The sequence below is a fragment of the Rhodoglobus sp. G.S.23 genome (assembly GCF_056675935.1).
The window spans coordinates 2587078-2599625 of sequence record NZ_CM155237.1 but is presented as its reverse complement, the minus strand read 5'-3'; the positions used below and the strand labels follow the sequence as shown (position 1 = coordinate 2599625).

Annotated in this window: 11 protein-coding genes; 9 read left to right on the top strand and 2 right to left on the bottom strand. The window is 61.3% G+C overall.

Annotated features, from left to right (window positions below; genetic code table 11):
- Positions 1–168 precede the first annotated feature (168 nt).
- From AC1ENN_RS12680 to AC1ENN_RS12670, 3 genes are all read left to right on the top strand, one after another.
- A complete protein-coding gene (locus AC1ENN_RS12680; RefSeq protein ID WP_449647586.1) occupies positions 169–1500 on the top strand; it encodes an ABC transporter substrate-binding protein in 1332 nt (443 codons plus the stop codon).
- 147 nt (positions 1501–1647) lie between these two features.
- Complete coding sequence (locus tag AC1ENN_RS12675) at positions 1648–2781, top strand: carbohydrate ABC transporter permease (protein ID WP_480406187.1); 1134 nt, start codon at positions 1648–1650, stop codon at positions 2779–2781.
- On the top strand, positions 2778–3746 hold the full coding sequence (locus tag AC1ENN_RS12670) for a carbohydrate ABC transporter permease (protein ID WP_449647584.1): 969 nt from the start codon (positions 2778–2780) through the stop codon (positions 3744–3746). The genes AC1ENN_RS12675 and AC1ENN_RS12670 overlap by 4 nt, the downstream gene beginning before the upstream one ends.
- Before the next feature lie 4 nt (positions 3747–3750).
- Here the strand turns inward: AC1ENN_RS12670 and AC1ENN_RS12665 are convergent, their stop codons facing one another.
- Positions 3751–4629, bottom strand: coding sequence for an EamA family transporter (locus AC1ENN_RS12665; RefSeq protein WP_449647583.1), 879 nt, complete (start codon positions 4627–4629; stop codon positions 3751–3753).
- A gap of 32 nt (positions 4630–4661) precedes the next feature.
- On the opposite strand from AC1ENN_RS12665, the gene recQ reads away from it, so the two are divergent.
- The 6 genes from recQ (at position 4662) to AC1ENN_RS12635 (ending at position 11849) form a co-directional block, all read left to right on the top strand.
- The gene (gene recQ, locus AC1ENN_RS12660) at positions 4662–6752 is read left to right on the top strand and encodes a DNA helicase RecQ (protein WP_480406952.1); all 2091 of its coding nucleotides are present in this window, start codon (positions 4662–4664) and stop codon (positions 6750–6752) included.
- Positions 6753–6789: 37 nt separating this feature from the next.
- On the top strand, positions 6790–7743 hold the full coding sequence (locus AC1ENN_RS12655) for a siderophore-interacting protein (RefSeq protein WP_480406186.1): 954 nt from the start codon (positions 6790–6792) through the stop codon (positions 7741–7743).
- Between the two features lie 26 nt (positions 7744–7769).
- Complete coding sequence (locus AC1ENN_RS12650; RefSeq protein WP_480406185.1) at positions 7770–8807, top strand: FecCD family ABC transporter permease; 1038 nt, start codon at positions 7770–7772, stop codon at positions 8805–8807.
- A complete protein-coding gene (locus AC1ENN_RS12645) occupies positions 8804–9844 on the top strand; it encodes a FecCD family ABC transporter permease (RefSeq protein WP_480406184.1) in 1041 nt (346 codons plus the stop codon). Before AC1ENN_RS12650 ends, AC1ENN_RS12645 begins: the two co-directional genes overlap by 4 nt.
- Positions 9845–9930: 86 nt before the next feature.
- Positions 9931–10689 carry an ABC transporter ATP-binding protein gene (locus AC1ENN_RS12640; protein ID WP_449648208.1) on the top strand — a complete coding sequence of 253 codons (759 nt, stop codon included), beginning with the start codon at positions 9931–9933 and terminating at the stop codon, positions 10687–10689.
- A 149-nt stretch (positions 10690–10838) separates the two neighbouring features.
- Complete coding sequence (locus tag AC1ENN_RS12635) at positions 10839–11849, top strand: iron-siderophore ABC transporter substrate-binding protein (protein WP_480406183.1); 1011 nt, start codon at positions 10839–10841, stop codon at positions 11847–11849.
- A 104-nt stretch (positions 11850–11953) separates the two neighbouring features.
- Here the strand turns inward: AC1ENN_RS12635 and trxA are convergent, their stop codons facing one another.
- On the bottom strand, positions 11954–12355 hold the full coding sequence (trxA, locus tag AC1ENN_RS12630) for a thioredoxin (protein WP_449647577.1): 402 nt from the start codon (positions 12353–12355) through the stop codon (positions 11954–11956).
- Between the last annotated feature and the right edge of the window lie 193 nt (positions 12356–12548).

Genomic DNA, 12548 nt, shown 5'->3' with positions numbered 1-12548 from the left:
ATGAATCTGAACCGTAAGCGCTTGCAGAACCCTCTCGGGGTGGCCTAGCGTGATAAATGAACACGCTCTCTGGAGGTTTTGTCACTCTGATGGGGCAGGTTCAGAGCTGCAGTTGTTCCCCCGCATGCTGCTCGGCTTGCGGGCAAAACCTCGACGAGGAGGATTTGTATGATTTCCCACCACTATCGACGAGCCCTACTTCCGATTGCCACTCTCGGCATCGCAGGTATGGTTCTCACCGGTTGCGCATCAGGATCTGGTGGCACAGGTGGCCCTGGCGACTCGGGTGATGCGGATGGCGTCGTTACCATCTACGGCACGATCGCAGACACCGAAGCTGAACTTCTCGAAGAATCCTGGGCTGACTGGGAAGAAGCGAATGACATCGACATTCAGTACGAATCGAGCAAAGAGTTTGAAGCTCAGATCAGCATCCGTGCTCAGGGTGGCAACGCACCCGACCTAGCGATCTTCCCGCAGCCAGGTCTTCTCGCTGACCTCGCATCACGCGACTACATCCAACCGGCACCTGAAGGCGTCCAGGCCAATGTCGACGAATTCTGGTCAGCAGACTGGGCCGCGTATGCCACCACAGGCGACACCCTCTACGGTGCGCCCCTCATGGCCAGCGTCAAGGGCTTCGTCTGGTATTCGCCGTCAGACTTCACAGACTGGGGCGTAGAAGTGCCGGAGACGTGGGATGAACTTCTCGCGCTCACCCAGACCATCGCGGACAAGACCGGTACGGCACCGTGGTGTGCCGGATTCGGTTCGGATGCCGCAACAGGCTGGCCAGGAACCGACTGGGTAGAAGACCTCGTGCTTCGCGAGGCCGGACCAGAAACCTACGACAAGTGGGTTTCTCACGAGATCCCGTTCAGCGATCCTGCGATCGTTTCGGCGTTCGACTCCGTTGGCGACATCCTCTTGAACCCTGAATTCGTGAACGCGGGATTCGGCGACGTGAAGTCGATCAACTCCACGCCGTTTGGTGACCCCGCTCGCGCCCTCGGCGACGGCACGTGTGCACTCCACCACCAGGCATCCTTCTTCGATGGGTTCATTCAGGACCCCAAGAACGGAAACGCCTCGGTGGGACCGGATGCTGACATCTGGGCCTTCGTCACTCCTTCCGTTGAAGCCGGCGGCAATGCTGTCACCGGTGGTGGCGAAATCGTGGGTGCCTTCTCGAACGACGAAGACACGATCGCCGTGCAGGAATACCTGTCGAGCGCTGAGTGGGCTAACTCTCGAGTGAAGTTGGGTGGTGTCATTAGCGCTAACAATGGCCTTGACCCTGCCAGCGCAAGCAGCCCCATCCTGCAGCAGGCCATCACGATTCTGCAGGACCCCGACACTACGTTCCGCTTCGATGCATCCGACCTCATGCCGGGTGTTGTTGGTGCTGGATCGTTCTGGACCGGAATGGTCGACTGGGTCAACGGCAAGTCAACTGAAGAGGTGCTGTCGACTATCGATGCCTCATGGCCATCTGAGTAGCACCGTCTAACGATGAGCGTGGGCTGGAAATTTTAGCTTCCAGCCCACGCTCTCTTTTCTCCCGCTCGTGCCCACTCCTCGGTAGAGTCGAAACAGCAGTACTGCCTGTGAAGTGAAGAGTCCAGTGATGCACTCGAAAGGTCGCTAATGTCAGCTTTTCTTGCGTGGATTTCCACGCTCCCCGCGCTCGCTCAAATACCGCTTGTGCTTTTGGCATTCTTCGCGGTGATCGCCCTGCTGATTTTCTTCATTGAGATCGCCCCACGCAGTGGCCGTAGGTACACGATCATCCGTGCCGCCGCCTGCGTGCTGATCCCGACACTCATCTTCTTGGCCCTTGGGTCTGTGTACTGGGCGGCGGGAGCAGCAGCCGTTTTCGGCGGGCTCTTCTTCATCCTCGATTACCGCTCGAAGCAGGGCGCGGGCTACCTCTTCCAGCTCATTGGCTTCATGAGTCCGGCGATTTTCTTGCTCGCGATTGGCCTCATCTACCCGACCATCCAGACCACGATTCAGGCCTTCATGAATAGCCGCGGAACGCGATTCGTGGGCCTCGAAAACTTCATCTGGATCTTCACTCAAGACACCGGCATCCGCACCGTTCTTAACACGGTCGTGTGGGTCTTGATCGTTCCCACGGTTTCGACCATTTTCGGTCTCGCCTATGCCGTCTTCATCGACAAGTCGCGCGGCGAGAAGATCTTCAAAGTGCTCGTCTTCATGCCGATGGCCATCTCGTTCGTCGGCGCGAGCATCATCTGGCGCTTCGTGTACGCGGTGCGCCCGGCCGACCAAGAGCAAATCGGGCTACTCAACCAGATTGTGGTCTGGATGGGCGGGCAACCGGTCGACTGGATCTCGAATTCCCCATGGAACACTTTCTTTCTCATCGTCGTGCTGATTTGGATTCAGACCGGTTTCGCCATGGTGATCCTGTCGGCCGCGATCAAGGGTGTTCCCGCCGAGCAACTGGAGGCCGCGGAGCTTGACGGAACGAACGCGTGGCAGAGTTTCATCAATGTGACAGTGCCGGGCATCCGCAGCTCCCTTGTTGTTGTGCTCACCACGATCTCGATTGCCTCACTGAAAGTCTTCGACATTGTGCGCACCATGACTGCCGGAGCGAACGAGACCAGCGTTATCGCCAACGAAATGTACTCGCAGTGGCAAGGCTTCGAGGTGGGCAGGTCTGCCGCCTTCGCGGTCGTGCTGTTCGTGATGGTGCTGCCGATTGTCGTGTATAACGCGAGACAGATTGCCAAGCAGAGGGAGATCCGATGACCGCGACAGTGCCCGCGAAGCTTCCACTCGGCAAGAAGACCGAGAAGCAACTGGCTCGTGGCGAAAAAATGGGAGCAGCCAAGCGCACCAAGAAGCGCCTCACGAGCCGAGGTGCCACGATCGCGGCTCTCGTGATCGCGGTGCTGTGGACAACTCCCACGTTCGGACTCTTCGTCTCCTCGCTGCGCCCGCCGGAGGAAATTCTGCGTAACGGCTGGTGGACGATCTTCCAAAACCCTGGCTTCACACTCAACAACTACACCGAGGTGTTGGCGGCCGGAAACAGCACGCTGAACCTTGCTGGCGCGTTTATCAACTCGATCGCCATCACGTTGCCAGCCACGATTTTCCCGCTCGTCATTGCGAGCCTGGCAGCCTACGCATTCGCTTGGATAAAATTTCCTGGTCGCAACTGGATGTTCATCGGAGTCTTCGCACTACAGATCGTTCCCCTGCAGATGGCGCTAGTTCCGCTGCTGAGTCTCTTCTCTCGTGGGCTATCGATCGGCGACATCGAGCTGTTCTCGAGCCTCAACGCCTCTAACTCGTATTCGCAGGTGTGGATTGCGCACACGATCTTTGCGCTGCCGTTGGCGATCTTCCTACTGCACAACTTCGTCTCCGAGATTCCTTCCGAGCTGATTGAAGCAGCCAGAGTGGATGGCGCGGGCCACGGTCAAGTCTTCTTCCGCATCGTTCTCCCGCTCACCATGCCGGCGATCGCCTCCTTTGCGATCTTCCAGTTCCTGTGGGTCTGGAACGACCTCCTCGTGGCGCTCGTGTTTGCCGATGGAAGAGTCGCGCCGATGACGAAACTCTTGGCAGAGATCACCGGTAGCCGCGGTCAAGACTGGAACCTGCTTACCGCAGGCGCCTTCATCTCGATCCTCGTGCCGCTCATCGTGTTCTTTGCGCTGCAGCGCTACTTCGTGCGCGGACTGCTCGCTGGTTCGACGAAGGGATAGTGCTCTAGCCGCCCACCACAAGCAATACGCTCGCGGTGATACCCAACGCAATACCGACATATTGCAGGGGCGCGATTCGCTCGCGCAACACGATCGCCGCAAGCAGCACAGTGCCTGCCGGGTAGAGCGCAGTCAGTACGGCAATGACCGAAAGGTCGCCGATGCGAACTCCCGTGATGATCGCCATGTTGGCGATTACGTCGAGAGTGCCGCCGACCATCGCGAAATAGATGCCGCGGCGCCAGAGTGACGAGCGGCCCGGAGCTGGCGCTCCGGCTCGGCGGCGCTTAGCCAACGCCGCCATCACAAAGAACAGCGTGAACATGACGAGCGCGTTGACGACGCGGTTGCCGAGAACCGGGATGATGCCAGAGTTGTCGGGGGCGGCATCCAGAATCACAAAAAACATCCCAATGGCGGTGCCCGCACCAACCGCCATGAGCAGTGCTTTGGTGCTCGGTCGCACGGCATCTTTTTCGGGAACGAATCCCACAAGCACGACGGCGATGAGCGCGACAGGAATCGCGACGAAACCAAACGCCCCGAGCGATTCTCCGCGCAGCAGACCGACGGTCACTGGCACGATTGCCGACATGACCGCGGTCACAGGAGACAGGATGCTCATGGGCCCGATCGCGAGGCAGGCATAGAGCAGACCGATCGCCACCGCGCTATTGACGCCGGCGATGGCGCCGTAGATCACGGCCTCTGTCGACCACACGTTCGAGACGAACGGGAAGATGAGGAGCAACACGGCAAGGCCCGCAACGGCTCCCACTGCAGTAGCCAGAATCGGGCTAATTCGCTTGGCTGCCATACCGCCGAAGAAGTCAGCGGCACCGAACGTGAGCGCGCTAGAAAGCCCGAGAAATACGGTGAACATGGTGCCTGTCGCTATGGGGACGAATCATGCCAATGGTAGTGGCTGCGCCTAGACTTCTCGGCATGGTGTCTGCCCAGTCTGTTCTTGAGTCCACGTTCGGTTACGACTCGTTCCGGGGGCAGCAAGGCGAAATCATCGACACCATCGTGCAGGGTCGTGATGCCCTCGTGCTCATGCCCACCGGTGGCGGCAAGTCGCTGTGCTACCAAATTCCTGCGCTTGTTCGCGAAGGCACCGGCGTTGTCATTTCGCCCCTGATTGCATTGATGCAAGACCAAGTGGATGCTCTCGCAGCCGTCGGCGCGCGTGCGGAGTTTCTCAACTCCACCCAGTCCGCCGACGAGCGCACGCGCGTCGAAAACGCGTACCGGGCTGGTGAGTTGGATCTGCTCTACCTCGCGCCCGAACGCCTCCGCGTCTCGTCCACTGTGTCACTCCTCAAGCAGGGTCAGATCGGGCTCTTCGCCATCGACGAGGCGCACTGTGTGTCGCAGTGGGGCCACGACTTTCGCCCCGACTACCTGCAGCTCGACGTGCTGCATGACCTATGGCCTGATGTTCCGCGAATTGCCCTGACCGCGACCGCGACCGAAGCCACTCGCAAAGAGATCGCCCAGCGACTCAAGCTCACTGACGCAACGCAGTACGTTTCTAGTTTTGACCGGCCCAACATCCAGTACCGCATTGAGGCGAAGGCGCAGCCGTTGCAGCAGTTGCTGACCCTGTTGAACACCGAGCACTCGGGCGACGCTGGAATTGTGTATTGCCTATCGCGGGCCTCGGTCGAGAAGACGGCGCAGTTCCTGGTCGAGAACGGCATCCCGGCGCTGCCGTATCACGCGGGTCTCGACTCCAAGATTCGGGCAAGCAACCAGAGTCGTTTCTTGCGCGAAGAGGGCATGGTGATGGTGGCCACGATCGCGTTCGGCATGGGCATCGACAAGCCCGACGTGCGTTTTGTCGCGCACCTCGACCTGCCCAAGAGCGTTGAGGGCTACTACCAAGAAACAGGTCGTGCCGGTCGTGATGGACTGCCCGCGACGGCATGGCTCGCTTACGGCTTGCAGGATGTCATGCAGCAGCGCCGCATGATCGATCAGTCGGGTGGCGACCTGGCCCACCGTCGCAACTTGAGCGCGCACCTCGATGCGATGCTCGCGCTCTGCGAAACCGTGGAGTGCCGCCGCGTGCAGTTGCTCGGCTACTTCGGTCAAGAATCGACGGCGTGCGGCAACTGCGACACGTGCCTGTCTCCGCCCGAGTCGTGGGATGGCACGGTCGCGGCCCAGAAGCTAATGTCCACCATCGTGCGACTGGAGCGCGAGCGCAACCAAAAGTTTGGGGCTGGGCACCTGGTCGACATCCTCATCGGCAAGACCACGCCGCGGGTTACGCAGCAACGTCACGACGATCTGGCCACCTTCGGTATTGGTTCGGATGTCTCGGAGCAAGACTGGCGTTCGGTAGTGCGGCAGCTGCTCGCGCAATCGTTGTTAGCGGTGCAGGGGGAGTACGGCACGCTCGCGATCACCCCCGAAAGCGCGTCGGTGCTGAGCGGCGGGCGCACCGTGAAACTGCGCAAGGAAGCGCCTCGCAAGGCTCGCGGTTCCGGTGCAGCGGGCGGTGCGGCGAAGCGCAAGGTTATGACCGATTTGCCCGACTCTGCCACCGACCTGTTCGAGAATCTGCGCACGTGGCGTTCGGGGGTTGCGCGCGATAACGGCGTGCCCGCCTACGTCGTGTTCGCGGATGCCACGCTGCGCGGCATTGCCGTGACCAGACCCGAGTCGTTGGCCGAGCTTTCGGAGATCAGCGGAGTCGGCGAGAAAAAGCTCGAGACCTATGGAGCTGCCGTACTCGCGGTTGTTTCGGGGGAGCCGGTTGAGGCGCCCAGTGGCACTGCGACGGATGACGCGGCTCCAGCATTTGCGGCAGCGCCTGCTACGGCGACCGCTCGTCAATCGCGTCCTGCTGCTTCTCGGCCTGCGCCGTCACGACCTGCTGCTTCACGCTCTGCTGCTCGTCCATCGGTAGCTCCGGCAGTGTCAGTTCCCGTCGACGAGAACGACATTCCGTTCTACTCGGACGACGATGCACCCTATGACGGACCGCCCGAGCACTAACCTTTTCGTCCGAGGTTAGGTGTGCCATACTTAGGCAATGCTTACCTTAGAACGTGACATTGCGAAGGACGCCCGCCCGGGCTATCGACCCTTTGCTGCACGAGTGGAAAGCATCCGCGAACTTTCGCCTCACTTTAGGCGCGTTACCTTCACTGGCACTGAGTTTGAGACCTTCGGAGCTGACGGTTTCGACCAGCGAATCAAGATCGTCTTCCCGCTGCCGGGCATCGGCCTGAGCGACATCGGTGCCAACGATGCGAAGACCATCGCCGAGGGCACGTGGTACGCCCGTTGGCGTGCGCTGCCTGATGAGGCCCGCAACCCGTTCCGCACCTACACGATTCGTGCTGTGCGACCCGCGCTCCGTGAGATCGATGTCGACATGGTCTTCCATGGCGCCAACGGCCCCGCTGGGCAGTGGCTAGCGAACGCAGCGGTGGGCGACGAAGTCATCATCGTCGGGCCCGACGCGGCGAGCATCCAGTCAGGGATCGGCATCGACTGGCACCCCGGCCCGGCCCGCACCGTGCTCCTCGCGGGCGACGAAACGTCCGCGCCTGCCATCTGCAGCATCCTCGAGCGCCTCGACCCCAGCGTTGAGGCTCACGCCTTCATCGAGATTCCGGATGCCGCAGACCGGCCACCACTGAATCTGCCGAGCAATTGCCACGTCACCTGGCTTCCGCGGGGAGAGCAGGCCGCAGGCTCAGCGCTCGACCCCGCCGTCCGGGCGTGGACGCAAGCCAACGCCTCACTCGTGTTGCCCGCACTCACGCCAGCCGCGCAACCACTCGGTGATATCGACGTCGATACGGAACTGCTCTGGGATTCGCCGGGCGAAGCCTCCGGAAAGCACTTCTATGCGTGGCTTGCCGCCGAAGCGTGCGTCATCAAACTGCTGCGCCGTTTTCTTGTGAGCGAGACCGGTGTTGACCGCAAGCAGGTCGCGTTCATGGGGTACTGGCGTCTTGGCAAGTCCGAAGCGCAGTAACCCACACCACTACACCCGCACCCGACATGACACAGACCGTTTCGGCTCCGCGTAGAACGCTGAGCCTCCGCCCCCAGCGTTGGATCACCCTCGGCGCAGCCGTGGGGCTACTCGCAATTGTGCTCGTGCTGAGTCTCGCGCTTGGCGCTCGCGGTGTGGAGTTCACCCAAATTTGGCAAGCGCTCTTCGATCCTGAGGCTGGCAATAACGACCAGCTCGTGATTCGTGAATTGCGATTGCCGCGGACCATCGTCGGCCTGCTCGCCGGGCTCTCGCTCGGAATCGCCGGAGCCGTCATGCAGGGGGTGACCCGCAACCCGCTCGCCGACCCAGGGCTCCTTGGAGTCAACGCGGGTGCTTCACTCGCCGTCGTTTTTGCGATCAGCGTGCTGTCAATCAGAAACCCCACCGGGTATATCTGGTTTGCGTTCGCCGGCGCAGCAATTGCCGCGAGCATTGTTTACGCGATTGGCTCCTTGGGCCGAGAGGGCGCAACCCCGGTAAAGCTTGTGCTCGCGGGAACCGCCGTCACCGCTGGCATAACCTCCGTGATCTCGCTCATCCTCATTTCCGATACCGACACTCTCAACACCTTTCGGTTCTGGTCGGTCGGGTCGCTTGCCAGTCGCGACCTCGAAGCCGTGCGCCTCACGATTGGGTTTGTCATCGGAGGGCTCATTCTCGCCGCAATTTCGGGGCGGATGCTCAACCTCGTTGCCCTCGGAGATGACCTGGCCCGCGGCCTCGGTCAGCGCATCTATCTGTCGCGCGCCATCGCGGCAGGAGCGGTCGTCTTGCTTTGCGGATCCGCTACCGCTCTTGCCGGGCCTATCGTTTTCGTCGGGCTCGTTGTGCCTCATGTCGTGCGCCCATTCACGGGCCCCGACTACCGGTGGATCATTGCGGTCTCCGCCGTTCTCGGGCCTGCACTGTTGCTTATCGCAGACATCGTGGGTCGCCTCATCGTTGCTCCCGCTGAGCTTGAAGCCGGCTTGGTGGTTGCCGTGATCGGGGCTCCCGTAATGATCGCGCTTGTGCGCCGCGTGAAGTTGGCTGGGCTATGAGCGGCGTGCTGAAAGTCCGCTCCCCGATTGCCGTAGAGCGAATGCCGCCGCGCACCCTGCGCATCGTCATCGGCCTAGCCCTCGTCGCCGTCGCGCTTACCCTTGTGAGTATTGCGGTTGGGGCATATACGCTCTCGCTGCCAGACCTCCTGGCCACTCTCTTCGGTGGCGGCACGACGTCCGATCGCTTCATCGTCGTCAAGCTGCGTCTGCCGCGAGTGGTACTGGCCATTCTCGTGGGTGTCGCCTTCGGGCTTGCCGGTGCACTCTTTCAGAGCTTGCTCCGCAACGCCCTCGCCAGCCCTGACATCATCGGTATCAGTGGCGGGGCGAGCGTCGCCGCCGTGTTGAGCCTGCTCGTATTCGGGGCAACCGGCCTAGCAGTCTCGATGTCGGCCCTGGTTGGGGCCCTCGTCGTGGCATTCGCCATCTACCTCTTGTCGTGGCGCTCCGGTATGAACGGCATGCGCTTCGTTCTCATCGGCGTTGGCATTGCCTTCATGGCCCAGGCGGTGCTCGGATACCTCATCACCCGCGGCGACGTGCGCGACGCGCAGCAAGCTCTCGTATGGATGGTGGGTGGGCTCGGCGGTGCAAGCTGGGGCGACATCGCCATCATGGCCGTCAGTCTCGTTGTGCTGCTGCCCGCCGTCGCTGGGCTTGCATCGAAGCTCCGGATGTTACAGCTCGGCGATGATCTTGCTGCAGGCCTTGGTGTCTCAGTGCAGCGATCGCGGCTCGCGCTCATCATCGTTGCCGTTGCCCTCGTCGCGATCGCCACCGCTCTAGTAGGGCCGCTCGCGTTTGTCGCGTTCGTCTCGGCCCCCATCGCCCGACGGATGATCGGCGGCGGCACTCTCGCCCTCGTGCCGAGTGCCCTCGTGGCCGTGGTACTTGTCCTCGGTGCTGACTTTGTCGCGCAACATGCCTTTGCTACCGGAACCCAAGTGCCGGCCGGTATCGTCACCGGTCTCATCGGTGCCCCTTACCTGCTGTGGCTTATCTCCACTACCAACCGTGAAGGACGTACATCGTGACCAACGCAGACGCCCCTGACCACGCTCACCTCCAACCCGGCGATTCTGATTCGAAGCGGCCTGCACACGAACTTCGCGCCGACAATGTGACTCTGAACTATGGCGGGCGCGACATTGTGTCGAACGTGAGCTTGGCGATTCCAGACGGGATGGTGACCGTGATTGTCGGTGCCAATGCGTGTGGCAAGTCGACACTGCTGCGCGGACTGTCACGACTGCTGCGACCGGCATCGGGGCGCGTATTGCTCGACGGGCGAGACATCCACTCGGTGCCGTCGAAGGAGGTCGCTCGTGTTGTAGGAATTCTGCCGCAGTCGCCGATCGCACCGGAAGGCATCACCGTTCGTGACCTAGTGGCGCGCGGGCGTTACCCGCATCAGGGCTGGTTTCAGCAATGGTCGGCTGCGGATGAAGTGGCAGTCGAGCAGGCGTTGACCGCAACCGACACAGCCCAGTTGGCGTCGCGGCGCATCGAGGAACTCTCGGGAGGACAGCGCCAGCGCGTCTGGATTGCGATGGCGTTGAGCCAAGATCCCGACATTCTGTTGCTCGACGAACCCACCACTTTCCTGGATGTGCGCCACCAGCTTGATGCGCTTGATGTGCTTGCAGGCCTCAACCGTGAACGCGGAACGACGATCGTGATGGTCCTGCACGAACTGAATCTGGCCGCGCGCTATGCCGATCACATGGTGCTGATGGGCGAGGGGCAAATTCTCGCCGAGGGGTCGCCCGACGAAGTCGTGACCGCCGAGCGGATGCGCCAAGCATTTGGGCTCGAGGCGCAAATCATTGCCGACCCGGTGTCGCACTCGCCGATGGTGATTCCTGTCGGTCGGGCCTAGCCGGATCGCATTGCAGCGCATCGGTTCGCCGTTGCTTCGCTCATTGCGACGGTCCCGTCTTGCGCAATTGGATAAGGCAAGCCTATCCTTATTAAGCGCCGGAAACGGCTGCACGAGTGTTTTCAACCCACGTCTTGCCTAGGAGATCAATGTCACGCCGTCCACGCCTCGCCGCCTTCGCTGCGGCCACCGCTGCCCTCATCGCGCTGAGTGGTTGCGCCGCCTCAACACCCGAAGGCGACTCCGGTGCCCCCGCAGCATCCGATACTTTCCCCGTCACGGTCGAACACGCTTTCGGCGAAACCGTCATCGAGAGCGAACCGCAGCGTGTTCTCACTCTGGGTTGGGGAAGTGGTGACGCTGTGCTCGCGCTTGGCGTCGTACCCGTCGGTATGGAGGCGCAGAACTACGGTGGCGGCGAGAACGGCGTTCTGCCGTGGGCGGCGGATGCTCTCACCGAGCTGGGAGCAGAGACCCCACTGATCTTCCCCGCCACCACGGATGCTCCCGCCTACGAACAGATTGCCGAAGCTGCCCCCGATCTGATCCTCGCAACGTACTCGGGAATCACCGAGGAACAGTACGACCTGCTCAGCGAGATCGCGCCGGTTGTCGCTTACCCCGAACTGCCGTGGTCGACCCCGTGGCGTGACGTGATCAGCACCACGGGAACCGCTCTGGGAAAGACAGCTGCAGCGGATGAGGTTCTCACCAACATCGACGCTCTCGTCGCCGAGAAGGCAGCCGAGCATCCTGAGTTCGAAGGCAAGACCGTTGCGGCAACCTTCGACGTAGGCGGAACCTTCTACGTCTACAAGCCCGCCGACCCGCGGGTCGAGTTCCTCCTCGACCTCGGCCTAAAGAATGCCCCCGCCGTCGACGCTCTCTCCAACGGTGACTCCACGTTCTTCTACACGCTCAGCTACGAGAAGCTCGATGAGTTGGACAGCGATCTGCTCATCGCCTACGCCGAGACTCAAGAAGTGGGCGACGCTTTCGCCGCCCAGCCCTACGCGCAGAGCATCCCCGCCGTTGCCAATGGTGGACTCGTCGCCGTCAACGGCGCATCGCTCGTCGCCTCGGTCTCGCCGCCCACGGCACTCTCGCTGCCGTGGGGTATTGACAGCTTTGTGGAGGCAATCGCTGCCGCGCTGAAGTAATTCCTCGCCGCGCGAGCAAGCAGAGAGCGCACAGAAAAGGGCCCGCCGACGAATTCGTCGGCGGGCCCTTTGTGGTCTGCGGGAGTTGCTTGTCTGTCAGCTAACTAGCTAGCAGGGGTTGCTGGCGCTTCGCCAGCTTCTGCTGCAGCCTGCTGCTCAGCAACCTGCTTGTGAACCTCAACCATGTCGAGGTTCTTGACACCCTCGATGACCTGCTCGAGGGCGGGGGCAGGAAGTGCGCCGGGCTGGGAGAACACAAGCACGCCGTCACGAAATGCCATGAGGGTAGGGATCGAGGTGATTCCTGCCGCGCCAGCAAGTTCCTGCTGGGCTTCGGTATCTACTTTTCCGAACGTGATGTCGGGGTGGGTTTCGCTTGCGGTCTCAAAGATGGGCCCGAATTGCTTACAGGGGCCGCACCATTCGGCCCAAAAATCTACGAGCGTGATTCCTTCTTTGGTGACCGTCTGGCCAAAGTCTTCTGAGGTGAGAGTGATAGTCGACATAGTTACATCCTTTCACGGAGGCCAACAACGTCACCTGAACAATGATTCCCACAACGCAACCGCAGCTGTTTTGCCGTTTCTTACAAAGGGATGCGGCGGGTGTGGCATCCGCTTCGTTGACGGTGCACGACCCACTTTGCGCCAACGCACACCGGTCGTAGCGTGTAATTACCGAACTTTTAGGAATCGAGAT

Excerpts from the sequence above, each read along its gene's own strand:
- AC1ENN_RS12680 (WP_449647586.1), top strand. The coding sequence starts at position 169 with ATGATTTCCCACCACTATCGACGAGCCCTACTTCCGATTGCCACTCTC.
- AC1ENN_RS12675 (WP_480406187.1), top strand. The coding sequence starts at position 1,648 with ATGTCAGCTTTTCTTGCGTGGATTTCCACGCTCCCCGCGCTCGCTCAA.
- AC1ENN_RS12670 (WP_449647584.1), top strand. The coding sequence starts at position 2,778 with ATGACCGCGACAGTGCCCGCGAAGCTTCCACTCGGCAAGAAGACCGAG.
- AC1ENN_RS12665 (WP_449647583.1), bottom strand. The coding sequence starts at position 4,629 with ATGTTCACCGTATTTCTCGGGCTTTCTAGCGCGCTCACGTTCGGTGCC.
- recQ (WP_480406952.1), top strand. The coding sequence starts at position 4,662 with ATGGTAGTGGCTGCGCCTAGACTTCTCGGCATGGTGTCTGCCCAGTCT.
- AC1ENN_RS12655 (WP_480406186.1), top strand. The coding sequence starts at position 6,790 with ATGCTTACCTTAGAACGTGACATTGCGAAGGACGCCCGCCCGGGCTAT.
- AC1ENN_RS12650 (WP_480406185.1), top strand. The coding sequence starts at position 7,770 with ATGACACAGACCGTTTCGGCTCCGCGTAGAACGCTGAGCCTCCGCCCC.
- AC1ENN_RS12645 (WP_480406184.1), top strand. The coding sequence starts at position 8,804 with ATGAGCGGCGTGCTGAAAGTCCGCTCCCCGATTGCCGTAGAGCGAATG.
- AC1ENN_RS12635 (WP_480406183.1), top strand. The coding sequence starts at position 10,839 with ATGTCACGCCGTCCACGCCTCGCCGCCTTCGCTGCGGCCACCGCTGCC.
- trxA (WP_449647577.1), bottom strand. The coding sequence starts at position 12,355 with ATGTCGACTATCACTCTCACCTCAGAAGACTTTGGCCAGACGGTCACC.